Origin of the sequence: Nocardia sp. NPDC005746 (assembly GCF_040630785.1) — a bacterium.
GTDB lineage: Bacteria > Actinomycetota > Actinomycetes > Mycobacteriales > Mycobacteriaceae > Nocardia.
Map to the genome: position 1 here is coordinate 62,159 of NZ_JBEXYE010000023.1, position 12,273 is coordinate 74,431.

The following is a 12,273-nucleotide window of genomic DNA, read 5'->3' on the forward strand; positions in this document are numbered from 1 at the left end:
GCGGGCCGGAACTACTGCCAGCCGGTCACATTGATCGGCCCGGGATTCCACATTCCCGTGTGACTCTCGACGGTCACCGACGGCTTGGCGGTCTGCGCGGAACTGTCGATGCGCTCGAACCGCTGCAGCTCGCCCCAGTCCCGGCGCGGGTCGTTGTCCAGGAAGGTGGCGAGGGTGACCGGGCGCAACAGCATCGAGCTCCAGCCCAGCGCGCCGCCACCGTCATGGCTCTGCCACAGCGTGGTCATGGCCGCGCCGCCGCGGTCGGGCAGGATGCGGTACTCGGGCACCTCGGCGATGCCGTCGAGGTGATCGAAGGGCCGCTGGCACGGGAACTGCAGGCCCACTTCCCAATCCAGCAGTACCGGCTTGCTGCTGCCGACGTACTCCTGCAGCGTCACCGTGTGCGGGATGCGCGGCGGGGTGAGCGCCACCCACTGCTTGGGGTCGCTGTCGCGATCGGTGGCGACCACGCGAATCGCGGTGGCGGCGGCCGGGATGTCGCTCAGCGGCGTCCGCAGGTTGCGCCAGGTCGGGGCGGGACCGATATCGATCGGCGTCACCCGGCCCTGCGCGACGGGCACACCGTCGGCGCCGGGCACACCGTATTCGACCTCGACCGACTGGCCGGGGGTCACGATGCCGTCCTGGTCGACCGAGCGGATGCGGCCCGCGGCGGCGATCGCGATGATGCCGGAGCGATCCCCGGCCGCGGGCAACGTGTACCAGCCGGTGGTCAGGGTGGAGATCGCCTCGGAGCTGTTGTAGCTGCCCAGCACCGGGGTGCTCGCGTCCAGGCCGAAAGGCAGTGGCGCGGTGGTGGTTCCGTCGGCCGTGCCGCTACTGCGCCCGCTGACCGCGCTGGCGACGCTGCCGCCGGTGTCGAGGTCGTCGTCGGGGCGCAGATCGGTGGCGACGCCCCGGGGCGAGAAGCCGGTGGCCTCGGCGCCGAAGGCGCTGTGCGCGTCGCCGGTCAGCGGCGGCAGCATGCCCGCGTTGGGCTGCTCCTCCACCCGCACGTCGCGAGCCAGGCCGCAGGGCTTGCCCAGCACCGCATCGATATTCGAGCGGGCCAGCGAGTACGCCGGGTACTGCACGACCGCGCCCTTGGCGAGCATGGCCACCTCGAACACGACCATGAACGCGGCCGCCACGGTGAGCGGCGGGATGGCGACGAAACGCCAGCCCACCTTCGAGATCCGGTGCGGGCCCGGCTTTTCGGGCGCGCGCACGTGGAACCAGCCGGCGAGCGCGAGCAGCGCCAGCGCGATGCCCAGGAAGATCTTGGAGACCAGGAACCCGGCCAGCACCACCGGCTTGTCGTTCCAGGAGATCGACCAGTTCGACACGTACCACCAGCCGTTGATGCTGGCGAACGCCGCGGCCAGCGCGAACGCCACCACCGCGGCGAACAGCGCCCGGTTGCGCGGCGAGCGCATCACCTTGGGGCCGACCGCGACCGCGGTGAGCACCGCGACGACCCCGGCCAGTCCGGCGTAGATGCCGTTGTGGTGGGTCCACTTGGTGGGGGTCAGCATCATCAGCAGGATGACGCCGACACCCGTGCCCAGCACGCGCCGCGCGGGGCCCGAGGCGGTGAACGGGATCCGGCCGCCCTTGCGCAGCAGCACCGCCGCGCATACCGCCAGGCCGATCCAGAACACGAACATGCCGAAGCGCCGGGCCAGCGAACCGTCGATGGTGGGCATGAAAAGGTACTGGTAGCGAATGTATTCGCCGTCCCAGTGCACATCCGGGCCGACCGCGGTGTGCACCCGGCTCATCTCGAACATCGAGGCCAGCGGCTGATCGCAGAACATGACCGCCAGCACCACGGCGCCGGCCGCCGCCACCGGAGCAGCCAGTGACAGGTACGCGCCGAAGCGGGCCTTCAGAATGGTGAGCGCACTCGCGTCGGGCGGGGTCGGCTTACCCAATTCCGTCGCGTGTCGGTTGAGGATCCGCCAGATCGGCCGGATGCCCGCCAGCAGCGGAGCGAAACAGATGATGCCGGACGGGCCGACGGTACAGGTGAACGCGCCGATGGTGACGGCGATGCCGTAGGGCAGCAACCGCCCGGTCGCGATGGCCCGCTCCACCGATACCCAGGTGAGCAGCACACCGAGAGCCACCAGCGGTTCCGGCCGCAGGCCGTTGTTGTAGGCCAGCCACACGGCCAGGAAGCCCAGCGCCCCGGTCCACACCGCGATCCGGTCGCGGCGCACCCGCGCGCCCAGGCGCGGGATCACCTCGCGGCTGAGCACCAGCCAGATCAGCACGCCCGCCACCAGCGCGGGCAGGCGCATCCACACGCTCGCCGGACTGACCTGCGCCATATGGCCGATCAGATCGTAATACGGTGTGCCGACCGGGGTTTCGGGAACGCCGAAGTAGCCGAAGTAGTTGGCCATGTACCCGGCGTGCAGGGACGCGCGACCCATGCCGAACTGGTAGCCGTCGTCGGAGGTGGTGGCGCCGATGAAGTGCCACAGCACCAGCGTGCCCAGCACCACGGCGTCGACCGGCTGGAAGGTCCACCAGTGCCTGGGCAGGAAGCGGCGGCTGCGGCGGCCGTCGAGGCGGTCCAGCGCGAACAGGGCGCCCAGCGCGACGAGGGTGCCGGCTATGGCGGTCCAGATGGCGATCCGCTTGAGCGGGCCCGGGGTGGAGGTGAAGCGGCTGTCCACCTCCGCGGTGACCTTCGCGCCGTCGGAGACGGTCAGGTCGCTGAAGATCCCGACCATCTGCGGCCGGTAGTCGCCCTCGAGGGTGACCGGCTCGACCGAGGATCCGGTCAGGGTGGCGCCAGCGGAGGTGAAGTCGGCGTGCACGGTGAGCGCACAGCCCGCGCCGAGCTGGTCGACGGGGACGCTGAGCAGCGTCTTGTGGTGCAGGATCGCTTCCAGCTTGCCGGGCGTGGTGACACCGTCGGCGGTGGTGGTCGCCGCGGTGACGCGGGCCACGAATCCGTACTTCTCGAGGTCCGGCGCACCATTGGGCCCGGTGGCGGCCAAGGTGCCGCCCTTCGCGCCCAGCTGGGCCACGGCGGCGCAGGGAATGGTGGCGTCGAAGCTCTGCGGCGCGTAGGTGATCAGCGGGGCTTCGATGCTCTGCGTCGAATTGCCCTGCGGCCAGGTCAGGGTGGTGTGGTCCACGCGCACCGGCAGGAACGGCACCGCCAGCGCCGCGAGCACCGCGATCAGGCCGGCGATCAGGGCGACAGGGCGCGCCCAGCCTCCTCGAGTCCGTCTCTCGGGTTCGGCACCAGCACTCCCGGCGGCATCCGGCCCCGCCTTCTCCAACACGTCCGTCACGACCGCAGATCCTAAGCGGTCCTCATCATCGACCGCCAAGAAGAGGACGAACCCGGCATTCCACTAGGGGATGCCGGGTCGGTCGTCGAGGACTAGCCGCAGGCCGGGGAGGTCTGGTTGACCAGCGAGAGGGCGTTGCAGACCCAGTCCTTCTGCACCTTCCACTTGCCGTCCTCGGCCACGAACGGCACGACCGCCTGCTGCGGCGTACCACCGTTGACAGCGAACTGGGCGTCGGCGGTGAGGGTGCCGTTGCCGAGGTCGGTCACGTTGGTGACGGTGATGGTGGCGTTGTTCTGCCGGTAGGCCTCGGTGAGGCGGCCGGGCAGGGCCGGGTCGGCCTGCGCGCCCTGCATCATGTCCAGCTTCTGCGAATCCGGAATGTTCGGATCCAGCGCCTTCTGCAGCTCGGCATTCAGGTCCGCCGCGGACGGGGCCGGCGGGTAGTTGTTCTGCGCGCCGGTGACCTTGGAGGTGGTGGCCTTGGTGGGCTTGGTCTCCTTCTTGTCACCGCTGCCACACGCCGACAGCCCGAGTACGGTCACGACAGCCAGCGTGGCGACCGCGATGCGTCCAGTCTTCTGAAGCTTCAACTGCTCGTCCTTTGCGTTCGAGTAGGTCCGTTCGACTTGTGACAGCTACACCCGCGGCGGCGCTGCCCGAGTGGCGACACTACCAACGCCGGGTCGCGGAAACCGCCTCCGAGGGCGGTGGCGCGGCATTTTCAGGCCGAATCCTCATAATTCGCGCATTCGGGTCTTAACGCCGTCAGCGCAGGCTGGCCAACGGATCTGCCCTGGTCAGAGCCGGATCCGCGGCGGGAAAGGTGCGGGTGGGACCCGGGCCGGTGGAACGGGTCTCGAAGCGGACCGTCACCACCCCGTGCCCCGCGCCCTGCACCCAGCCGTGGCCGAATTCCGGGTGCTCGACATCCAGTCCCGGATACCAGGTTCCGATCGCGAAGGAGCGAGTTGCGGGTGGTACCAGCGGATCCGGGCCGCCGGGCACGGCCAGTGTGGGCTCCTCGGCGACCACGTCGGCGTCCACCGTCTGATCCAGTTCCGGGAACAGCGATTCCTGCCGGATCTCCGACAGCCCGGCGAAACCCACGCCCACCAAACGAATCGGACCGATCTCGGCCGGGTCCAGGGCCGAGCGCTGCGCGGCCGCGGTCAGCGTGACCAGGTCCTCGGTGGCGTAGGGCAGCGTGGAGGATCGGGTCACGATGCTCATATCGGTCTTCTTCAGTTTGAGCACCACCGTGCGCGCCGCGCGCCCGTCCGCGCTCAGCCGCCGGTGCGCCGAGGCCGCCATGGCGTCGATGGCCGGGCGCAGCTGGGCGAGGGTGAGAATGTCGGTCTCGTAGGTGGTTTCGGCGCTGATCTGCTTCGCCTCGGCCCGCTCGGCCACCGGACGGTCGTCGATCCCGCGTGCCAGCCGGTGCAGCGCCACCCCGATGCTGCCGCCCAGGATCGAGGCCGCCTCCGATTCCGGCAGCGCCGCCAGCGCCCCCACCGTCTCGATTCCCAAGGAGCGCAAACGACTCTCGGCCACCGGTCCGATCCCCCACAGTTTGCGCACCGGCAGCGCGGACAGGAAGCCGTCCTGCTCGACCGCCGGAATCACCCGCACCCCATCGGGTTTGGCCAGGCCGGAGGCGATCTTGGCGAGCTGCTTGCCGCTGCCCGCCCCGACCGAGGCCACCAGTCCGGTGCGCTCGCGTACCGCCGTCCGCAGCTCCTCACAGAATTCCCGCACCCGCTCCGGCGTCGCCCCCGTCAGCTCCGCCGGTTCCCCGAACGCCTCGTCGAACGACAGCGTCTCCAGCACCGGGATCCGCGACCGCAATGCCTCGAACACCTGCCCGCTGAGTTCCCCGTACACCGCCCCGCGCGGTGGTATCACCACCGCCGGCGCGCCGACCAGCCGGCGCGCCTGATGCATGGGCATGGCCGACCGCGCGCCGAACACCCGCGCCTCGTAACTGGCCCCGGCCACCACGCCGCGCCCGCCCATGCCGCCGACCAGCACCGGACGCCCGCGCAGGGTCGGCCGGGTGAGCTGTTCGACCGAGGCGAAGAAGGCGTCCATATCGATGTGCAGCACCCAGCGCCGCTGGCCCCGGCCTCCGGCGGGGCTGAGGGGTTGCCGTGAATCCGCCACGGCCCGCCCCGGCCCGCCGCCCGGCGCAGCCGCCCCAGCACAACCGGCCTCACCAGGCACGATGCCCGGGTTCGCGGGGCCGGCGGAGGTGGTCACAGAGGGAAATCTACAAGCGGCTACCGACAGGTACGAGCAGGAACCTGTGTGAGAATTCGTCCATGACGATTCGCAAGGCCGTGATTCCCGCTGCGGGCATCGGCTCGCGCCTGCTGCCGTTGACCAAGGCGATCCCGAAGGAAATGCTCCCGGTGGGCGACAAGCCGGTCATCGAGCACACCGTCCGCGAACTCGTGGCCTCCGGTGTCACCGACATCACCATCGTGGTCAGCGGTGGAAAGTCGTTGATCCAGGACCACTTCCGCCCCAATCCGGCGCTGGTCGCGCAGCTGCGCGCCGACGGCAAGACCGCCTACGCCGACGCGGTCGAGGAGGTCGGCGAGCTGGCCCGGGCCGGCCACATCACCTACTTGGACCAGCACGGCCCGTACGGCAACGGCACGCCGGTGCTGAACGCCGCCCGCCACCTGGGCGACGAGCCCATGCTGGTGTTGTGGCCCGACGACGTCTTCGTCGCCGAGGTGCCGCGCGCCCAGCAGCTCGTCGACGCCTACGCCAAGACCGACGCGCCGGTGCTGGCCCTGATGCCGATGGACCCGGCCGAATCCTCGCGCTACGGCGTGCCGGTGGTCGAGGAGACCGAGGGCAACGGCCTGATGCGGATCAGCGGCCTCAAGGAGAAGCCCAAGCCGGCCGACGCACCGTCCGAGTTCGCCGCGATCGGCGGCTACGTGGTCACGCCCGGCATCATCGCCGAGCTGCGCCGCCAGGTCGACCACTGGTACACCCACCGCACCGGCGAGGTGTACCTGACCGACGCCATCAATATCTTCGCCGCCGAGAACCCGGTGTACGGCCAGGTGATCCGGGGTCGCTGGTACGACACCGGCAACCCGGCCGACTACCTGACAGCACAATTCGCCTCCGCGCTGGCACACCCGGAGTACGGTCCACTGCTGCGCGGCCTGGTCGCCGAGTAGGAGAACCGCGACACACGCTGAACCACAGCGGATCCGCATAGCCCGGCGCACAAGTGCCGTGTGCCACAAGCACGCCGACCCCGATATTGTCGAAACCTGAAACATTGGGGCACGAGTCGGCGATCATGCGCATGGGTCGGGACACCCTGTGGATCGAAGGTCGGTTTTGCTAGGCGGATTGGGCACTCGGGCAGCACTGCTCGCGGCGGCAAGTTGTTCCCTTGTCACTACGTTCACCACGGTCGTGCCCACGGGCCCGGCCTTCGCCGCCCCTCCCGACCCGATAACCAGCGGCGCCGCACTCGCGGCGACAACGGTGTCCGAGGACGGATCGACGATCGAGAGCTTCGAGATCCACGACGCGCGCAACCTCACCCTGCTGGTGCATTCGGCCGCCATGGACGCCGACATCACCGTGGAGGTGCAGCGGCCCGCCGATCCCTCGCGGCCGCGGCCGGTGCTGTACATGCTCAACGGCGCGGGCGGCGGCCAGGACACCGCGACCTGGAAGCGCAATACCGACGCCACCCAGTTCTTCATGGACAAGAACGTGAACGTGGTGATGCCCATCGGCGGCGCGTTCACCTACTACACGGACTGGCGCAACGCTGATCCCAAACTGGGACAGCCCATGTGGAAGACCTTCCTCACCGAGGAACTGCCGCCGCTGGTGGACGCGGCGCTCGACACCGACGGCACCCACGCCATCGCGGGCATGTCCATGTCGGGCACCTCGGTGCTGCAGCTGGCCATCGCCGCGCCGGGCCTGTACCGCGCGGTCGCCGCCTACAGCGGGTGCGCGCAGATCTCCGATCCGGTCGGGCAGAAGTTCGCGAACCTGGTGATCAGCATCGGCGGCGGCAATCCGGTGAACATGTACGGACCGATGGACGATCCGGAGTGGGCCGCCAACGATCCGTATGTGCACGCGGAGGCCCTGCGCGGCATGGAGATCTACGTCTCCAACGGCAGCGGCCTGCCCGGCAAGCACGACAATGTGGCCGATGTGCGCAGCCTGGGCCCGGCCGACGGCGGTCTGCCGCAGCAGATCCTGGTGGGCGGCATCCTGGAGGCGGCCAGCGACTGGTGCGCGCGGAACCTGCGGGCGCGGCTGCGGGACATGAGCATTCCCGCGACCTTCGACATCACCCAGGCGGGCACGCACTCCTGGGGTTATTGGCAGGACGCGCTGCGCTCCTCGTGGCCGGTGCTCGCCAAGGGCATGGACCTGCCCGACGAGGAATGGGCGCCCGAGACCGAGCGCTCCGACGGAACCAACTGAGCCGGGCCGGGTCCGGGCCTAGCCCGCGTCGGCGGCGTTGTAGCGCACCAGGTATTCCGCCAGCCGCTCCACATCGGCGTCGTCCCAGTCCTGGAAGCGTTCGGTGAAGGCGGCGGCGCGACTGCGGGCCGCCGCGCCCGCCGCCCGGCGGCCCTCGGCGGTGGCGTGCAGGACCAGGTTGCGGCGGTTCGTCGGATCCACTTCGCGTTCCAGGTAGCCGTCGCGTTCGAGGGCGGCCACCTGGCGGCTGACCGTGGATTTGTCGAGGTGGAAGTGACCGGCGAGATCGGCGGCCAGGCAGCCGTTCCGCTCGATCACCAGGTCCAGGATGCTCGAGGCCACCAGCGACAGCTCCGGGTGCAGTTCACCGGCCCGGCCGCGGGCGCGGCGGGCGAAGGCGGTGAGCTCGCGCTGTATGACCTCGATCGCATCGGCGCGGCCGGGGAATGCGGATTCGCTCTTCATAGTTGTAGACTACAACCTCGATTGGTTGTATTTACCAACTATTGGAGAAGACTTCATGGCCACCCAACAGATCCGGCACGTCGCCGTCCACCTGCTCACCCCGCTGCTCATGTGCCTCGGCATGGGCCTGGCCTACCTGGGCGCGTTCCACCAGCCCGAGCCCAACCACCTGGCGGTGGCCGTGGTCGGCGACAACGCGCAGGTCAAGGTGCTGGCCCAATCACTGAAGGACAAGGGCGGCAACGCCCTCGACGTGATCACCGTGCCCACCCGCGACGACGCCGTCGACAAGTTGCGCCACCGCGATCTGGCCGGGGCGTACGTGCCCGACCTGGAGAAGCCCGAACTGCTCGTCGCCAAGGCCGGATCCGACACCACCGCCATGGCCGCCGAGGCCGTGTTCGGGCAGGTCGCCGGCCTGCAGAACACGCCGCTCACGGTCACCGACGTCACCACCCCCAGCTCCGGCGACCCCACCGCGCAGGGCATCTTCTTCCTGCTGGTCGCGCTGAGTATCGGCTCCTACGGCAGCGTGGCCGCCATCAGCGCCGCGGGCGCGGGCCTGCCATTGTGGCAGCGCGGGATCATCGGCCTGATCACCTCGCTGCTGGTGAGCCTGATCGGCCTGGCGCTCGCGGGCCCGGTCTTCCACATCGTCGACCACGACCTGGGCGCGATCTGGGGCATGTCGTGGCTGTACGCGGCGGGCATCCTGAGCATCGGCATCGGTCTGCACACCTTCCTGAGGCGCTGGACCACCCTGGCCATGATGGTGCTGTTCGTGATGCTGAACTTCACCAGCTCCGGCGGCGTCTACAGCCCGTGGCTGCAGAACGACTTCTTCGGCACGCTGCACCGGTTCTGGAACGGCGCGGGATTCGTGGAGGGCGCGCGCAGTCTGCTCTACTTCGACGGCATCGGACTGGGCAGCCGGATGGCGAGCCTGGTGCTGTGGCTGGCCGCGGGCGTGGCGCTCATGGCGGTCGCGGGCCTCGCCGAGAAGCGGCAGGCCGCGCCGAAGCACGCCGCGCCCGAGACCGCCGTGGCGGAAGCCGCCGAGGAGGAGATGGAGGAGGCGGTCGGGGTCTAGCGAATACCCCACTGCGACAAGGCGGTCCGGATGCCCACCCGGACCGTCTCCGCGTCGCCCACTCCCCCGCTGATGGTCACGCCGTCGCGGGTCAGCAGCAGGGCGCGGGCGGCGTCCTCGACCTGCGGGTGACCGGCGGCGCGCAGGCGCTGGGCCATCAGGTCGCGGAACCAGGCGCGGTATTCGTCGACGATCTTGCGCACGGCGTGGTCGGAGTTCGGGAACTCCACGGCGGCGTTGAGAAACGGGCAGCCCCGGAACCCCGGGCCGCGGCTGAGCTCGCCGAGCCGCTCGAAGATCCCGACGATGGACTCCGCGCCCGAACCGGGGATGGCCTCCAAGGTCTCGCGCTGGCGGCCGTATTCGCGGACCAGATAGGCGACGACCAGATCTTCCTTGGTCTTGAAGTGCCGGTAGAAGGTGGCCTTCGCGATCCCGGCCTCGGCGATGATCCGGTCGATGCCGACCGTGTGGATCCCCTCGGCGTAGAACAGCCGGGTCGCGGTGTCCAGCAGGCGCTCGCGGGCTTCGCTCATGGCTTGACCTGCTCTCCTTCTCCCTGATCGGGGCTATGTATTGACGATAGCAGACAGATCTGTCTACTCTGGGACCCGGACGTGAACAGACAAGTCTGTCTAGGAGATATCAATGCCCGCACTCTTCACCTCATCCGCCACCTCCGTCGGCCGCGAGGGCCGCTCGGTCAGCTCCGACGGCTACCTCGACCTCAAGCTCGCCCAGCCCAAGGAGGCGGGCGGCAGCGGTGACGGCACCAACCCCGAGCAGCTCTTCGCCATGGGCTACTCGGCCTGCTTCGCCGGCGCGCTGCAGGCGGTGGCCCGCAACCAGGGCGTGAAGCTCGGCGACACCTCGGTGACCGCCGACATCACCCTGAACAAGGACGACGAGACCGGCTTCGGCATCTCCGTGGTGCTGCACGTGGAACTGCCCGAGGACCTCCAGAACGAGCAGGGCCACGCGCTGGTCGAGGCCGCTCACCAGGTGTGCCCGTACTCCAAGGCCACCCGGGGCAACATCCCCGTGGAACTGGTTGTCGAGTAAGGCGATTCAGAAGAATCGGCGAATGGTGTAGATGTCGAACTCGCTCAAGGGCGTCAATCCGACGGGCACACCCCAGTTGTACGCGTTCAAGACGTTGCCGCCGCCCGCGTAGATCCCTTCGTGGGAGGCGTCATCGTTGAGAATCAGCACATCCCCGGGCTGCAGCGCCCCGAACGGCACCTCGAGGCCGACCTCGGCCTGCTGCCAGGTGGTGCGCGGCAGATTGATGCCGACGCTGCGGAAGGCCCACTGCACCAATCCCGAGCAGTCCCAGGCGTCCGGACCGGTACCGCCCCACTCGTAGGGCTTGCCGGTCTGGGTGCCGGCCAGCGCGAGCGCGGCCATGGCCCGCGGACTCGCGATCGGCAATTGCGCCGAGCCGCTGGCACTTCCGGAGAACGATCCGGTCCCGCTGCCGGAGGAGGATCCGGACGCGGAGCCCGAGCCCCCCGACCCGGTGTCGGCGTGCGCGGCGCCCGCCCACATCGCCCCTGTCATCGCCATCGCGGCCACCGTCGTGGCCAAGGTTCTGAGCCTGCCGAGCCGCTTGCGAGCCATAGGGGCGCCCCTTCATCGGTGGTTCCGCGGGAACAGCTGTGAAGACGATCGGTTAGCTAGCTGATAGCCGTTCTATCGCACCCGCCACAGCAGCCACAAGGGAACCACGGCTGGCGTGTCTCGAGCCGTAGGCACTCTTCCCGAAGAAACTCCTGGTCAATCGATTCAGACCCCACATAACAAAAAGAGCGCCTCCCCGATCGGGGAGGCGCTCCATGTTTGCTGAAGTCCCGCGACACGGCCGAGTCAGCGCCGCGCCCACACCGTCAGCCGCTGGTTGGCCTTCATCAGCAGCGGAACCAGCAGGTACGCCGAGACCGGAACCACGATCACGGTCAGGATCAGCGTCTTCACGAAGACCGGCAGCCCGCCCATCTCAGGGCCGAGCAGGGCCAGCGCGAGTGTGATGGTCGGGTACACGGCCAGCCAGGTGATCAGCGCGCGCCGGTGCACCGACGGCATGGCGGCGGGGGTGGCGGTGACAGCGGCGGGGGTGGTGATGGTGGTCATTGTTCGCTCCTAGCGACCGTGTTCCCATTCTCAGGCGAGACGGTCCGTCTCGTCTCATTCAGCAAGGTAATCCGCCGCCCGGACCCTGTCAAGACGAGACGTACCGTCTCGTTCATGGGGTATGCTGGACCCATGCCCCCGCCGCCCAACCCGGAACTGCGCAGCGCCAAGTCCCATCAGGCGATCCTCGACGCCACCTTCGAACTCGCCGTGCGCAACGGCTACGGCAAGCTCACCATCGAGGCCATCGCCTCCCACGCGGGCGTCGGCAAACAGACCATCTACCGCTGGTGGCCCTCCAAGGGCGCGATCGCTCTCGAGGCCATCAACGACCAGGTCGGTTCCGCCACCGACTTTCCCGACACCGGCGACATCGCCGCCGACCTGACCACCCAGATCACCGCCCTGTCACGCATGCTCGCCGGCGACGCGGGCTGCGTCTACCGCGGTGTCATCGCCGAGGCCCAGAACGACCCGAAGCTCCTCCAGATGGTCCGTGAGACCTTCATCGAGCCCCGCGCCCGCATGGCCGGCCGCCGACTCGAAACCGCCATGCGCGCCGGGCAGATTCGCGACGATCTCCCGCTGCTGACCATGACCAACATGCTCTACGGCCCGGTGTATCTGCGCTTCCTCCTCGGCGCGGGCGAGCTACTCGACGTCCCGACCCTGGTCGAGCCCGTCCTCGAGGGCCTGCGTCCCCGAGATTAGGCGCAGGGCATCAACCCTGTCGGCATGCTCGTGCGGTCGCCCGTCATCGGCGACCGTGATGATGACCGACATCGCGCTGCC

12 protein-coding genes are annotated in these 12,273 nt (G+C 69.2%); 5 read left to right on the forward strand and 7 right to left on the reverse strand.

Annotation, left to right across the window (positions count from 1 at the left end; translation table 11 throughout):
• Positions 1–11: 11 nt before the first annotated feature.
• From ABZ412_RS31270 to ABZ412_RS31280, 3 genes are all read right to left on the reverse strand, one after another.
• Positions 12–3,314 carry an arabinosyltransferase domain-containing protein gene (locus tag ABZ412_RS31270; RefSeq protein ID WP_357287389.1) on the reverse strand — a complete coding sequence of 1,101 codons (3,303 nt, stop codon included), beginning with the start codon at positions 3,312–3,314 and terminating at the stop codon, positions 12–14.
• A 92-nt stretch (positions 3,315–3,406) separates the two neighbouring features.
• Positions 3,407–3,907 (reverse strand): hypothetical protein, encoded by a 501-nt coding sequence (locus ABZ412_RS31275; protein ID WP_357287392.1) that lies wholly within the window; start codon positions 3,905–3,907, stop codon positions 3,407–3,409.
• 175 nt (positions 3,908–4,082) lie between these two features.
• Complete coding sequence (locus ABZ412_RS31280; protein WP_357287456.1) at positions 4,083–5,477, reverse strand: DNA polymerase IV; 1,395 nt, start codon at positions 5,475–5,477, stop codon at positions 4,083–4,085.
• Positions 5,478–5,635: 158 nt separating this feature from the next.
• On the opposite strand from ABZ412_RS31280, the gene ABZ412_RS31285 reads away from it, so the two are divergent.
• Both ABZ412_RS31285 and ABZ412_RS31290 read left to right on the forward strand, forming a co-directional pair.
• Positions 5,636–6,514, forward strand: a complete 879-nt coding sequence (locus tag ABZ412_RS31285; protein WP_357287395.1) for a UTP--glucose-1-phosphate uridylyltransferase — start codon at positions 5,636–5,638, stop codon at positions 6,512–6,514.
• Between the two features lie 244 nt (positions 6,515–6,758).
• Positions 6,759–7,796, forward strand: coding sequence for an alpha/beta hydrolase family protein (locus tag ABZ412_RS31290; protein WP_357287397.1), 1,038 nt, complete (start codon positions 6,759–6,761; stop codon positions 7,794–7,796).
• A gap of 18 nt (positions 7,797–7,814) precedes the next feature.
• On the opposite strand, the gene ABZ412_RS31295 is transcribed toward ABZ412_RS31290, so the two are convergent.
• Entirely contained in the window at positions 7,815–8,261 is a 447-nt protein-coding gene (locus tag ABZ412_RS31295; RefSeq protein WP_357287400.1) for a MarR family transcriptional regulator, read from the reverse strand.
• Positions 8,262–8,316: 55 nt separating this feature from the next.
• On the opposite strand from ABZ412_RS31295, the gene ABZ412_RS31300 reads away from it, so the two are divergent.
• Positions 8,317–9,351, forward strand: a complete 1,035-nt coding sequence (locus ABZ412_RS31300) for a hypothetical protein (RefSeq protein WP_357287402.1) — start codon at positions 8,317–8,319, stop codon at positions 9,349–9,351.
• Here ABZ412_RS31300 and ABZ412_RS31305 read toward each other — a convergent pair.
• The gene (locus tag ABZ412_RS31305; protein ID WP_357287405.1) at positions 9,348–9,887 is read right to left on the reverse strand and encodes a TetR/AcrR family transcriptional regulator; all 540 of its coding nucleotides are present in this window, start codon (positions 9,885–9,887) and stop codon (positions 9,348–9,350) included. The two genes, ABZ412_RS31300 and ABZ412_RS31305, sit on opposite strands and share 4 nt — an antisense overlap.
• A 112-nt stretch (positions 9,888–9,999) precedes the next feature.
• On the opposite strand from ABZ412_RS31305, the gene ABZ412_RS31310 reads away from it, so the two are divergent.
• Positions 10,000–10,413: an organic hydroperoxide resistance protein gene (locus ABZ412_RS31310; RefSeq protein WP_357287408.1), complete on the forward strand. Its 414-nt coding sequence runs from the start codon at positions 10,000–10,002 to the stop codon at positions 10,411–10,413.
• Between the two features lie 6 nt (positions 10,414–10,419).
• On the opposite strand, the gene ABZ412_RS31315 is transcribed toward ABZ412_RS31310, so the two are convergent.
• Both ABZ412_RS31315 and ABZ412_RS31320 read right to left on the reverse strand, forming a co-directional pair.
• On the reverse strand, positions 10,420–10,899 hold the full coding sequence (locus ABZ412_RS31315) for an NlpC/P60 family protein (protein WP_357287458.1): 480 nt from the start codon (positions 10,897–10,899) through the stop codon (positions 10,420–10,422).
• Positions 10,900–11,217: 318 nt separating this feature from the next.
• Positions 11,218–11,481 carry a hypothetical protein gene (locus tag ABZ412_RS31320; protein ID WP_357287411.1) on the reverse strand — a complete coding sequence of 88 codons (264 nt, stop codon included), beginning with the start codon at positions 11,479–11,481 and terminating at the stop codon, positions 11,218–11,220.
• A 114-nt stretch (positions 11,482–11,595) separates the two neighbouring features.
• Between ABZ412_RS31320 and ABZ412_RS31325 the strand changes: the two genes are divergently transcribed.
• Positions 11,596–12,192 (forward strand): TetR/AcrR family transcriptional regulator, encoded by a 597-nt coding sequence (locus ABZ412_RS31325; RefSeq protein WP_357287414.1) that lies wholly within the window; start codon positions 11,596–11,598, stop codon positions 12,190–12,192.
• The last annotated feature ends 81 nt before the right edge of the window (positions 12,193–12,273 follow it).

What these genes read in the sequence shown, in the direction of transcription:
- ABZ412_RS31285 (WP_357287395.1), top strand. Translation starts at nt 5,636, where the DNA reads ATGACGATTCGCAAGGCCGTGATTCCCGCTGCGGGCATCGGCTCGCGC.
- ABZ412_RS31295 (WP_357287400.1), bottom strand. Translation starts at nt 8,261, where the DNA reads ATGAAGAGCGAATCCGCATTCCCCGGCCGCGCCGATGCGATCGAGGTC.
- ABZ412_RS31300 (WP_357287402.1), top strand. Translation starts at nt 8,317, where the DNA reads ATGGCCACCCAACAGATCCGGCACGTCGCCGTCCACCTGCTCACCCCG.
- ABZ412_RS31305 (WP_357287405.1), bottom strand. Translation starts at nt 9,887, where the DNA reads ATGAGCGAAGCCCGCGAGCGCCTGCTGGACACCGCGACCCGGCTGTTC.
- ABZ412_RS31310 (WP_357287408.1), top strand. Translation starts at nt 10,000, where the DNA reads ATGCCCGCACTCTTCACCTCATCCGCCACCTCCGTCGGCCGCGAGGGC.
- ABZ412_RS31315 (WP_357287458.1), bottom strand. Translation starts at nt 10,899, where the DNA reads ATGTGGGCGGGCGCCGCGCACGCCGACACCGGGTCGGGGGGCTCGGGC.
- ABZ412_RS31320 (WP_357287411.1), bottom strand. Translation starts at nt 11,481, where the DNA reads ATGACCACCATCACCACCCCCGCCGCTGTCACCGCCACCCCCGCCGCC.
- ABZ412_RS31325 (WP_357287414.1), top strand. Translation starts at nt 11,596, where the DNA reads ATGGGGTATGCTGGACCCATGCCCCCGCCGCCCAACCCGGAACTGCGC.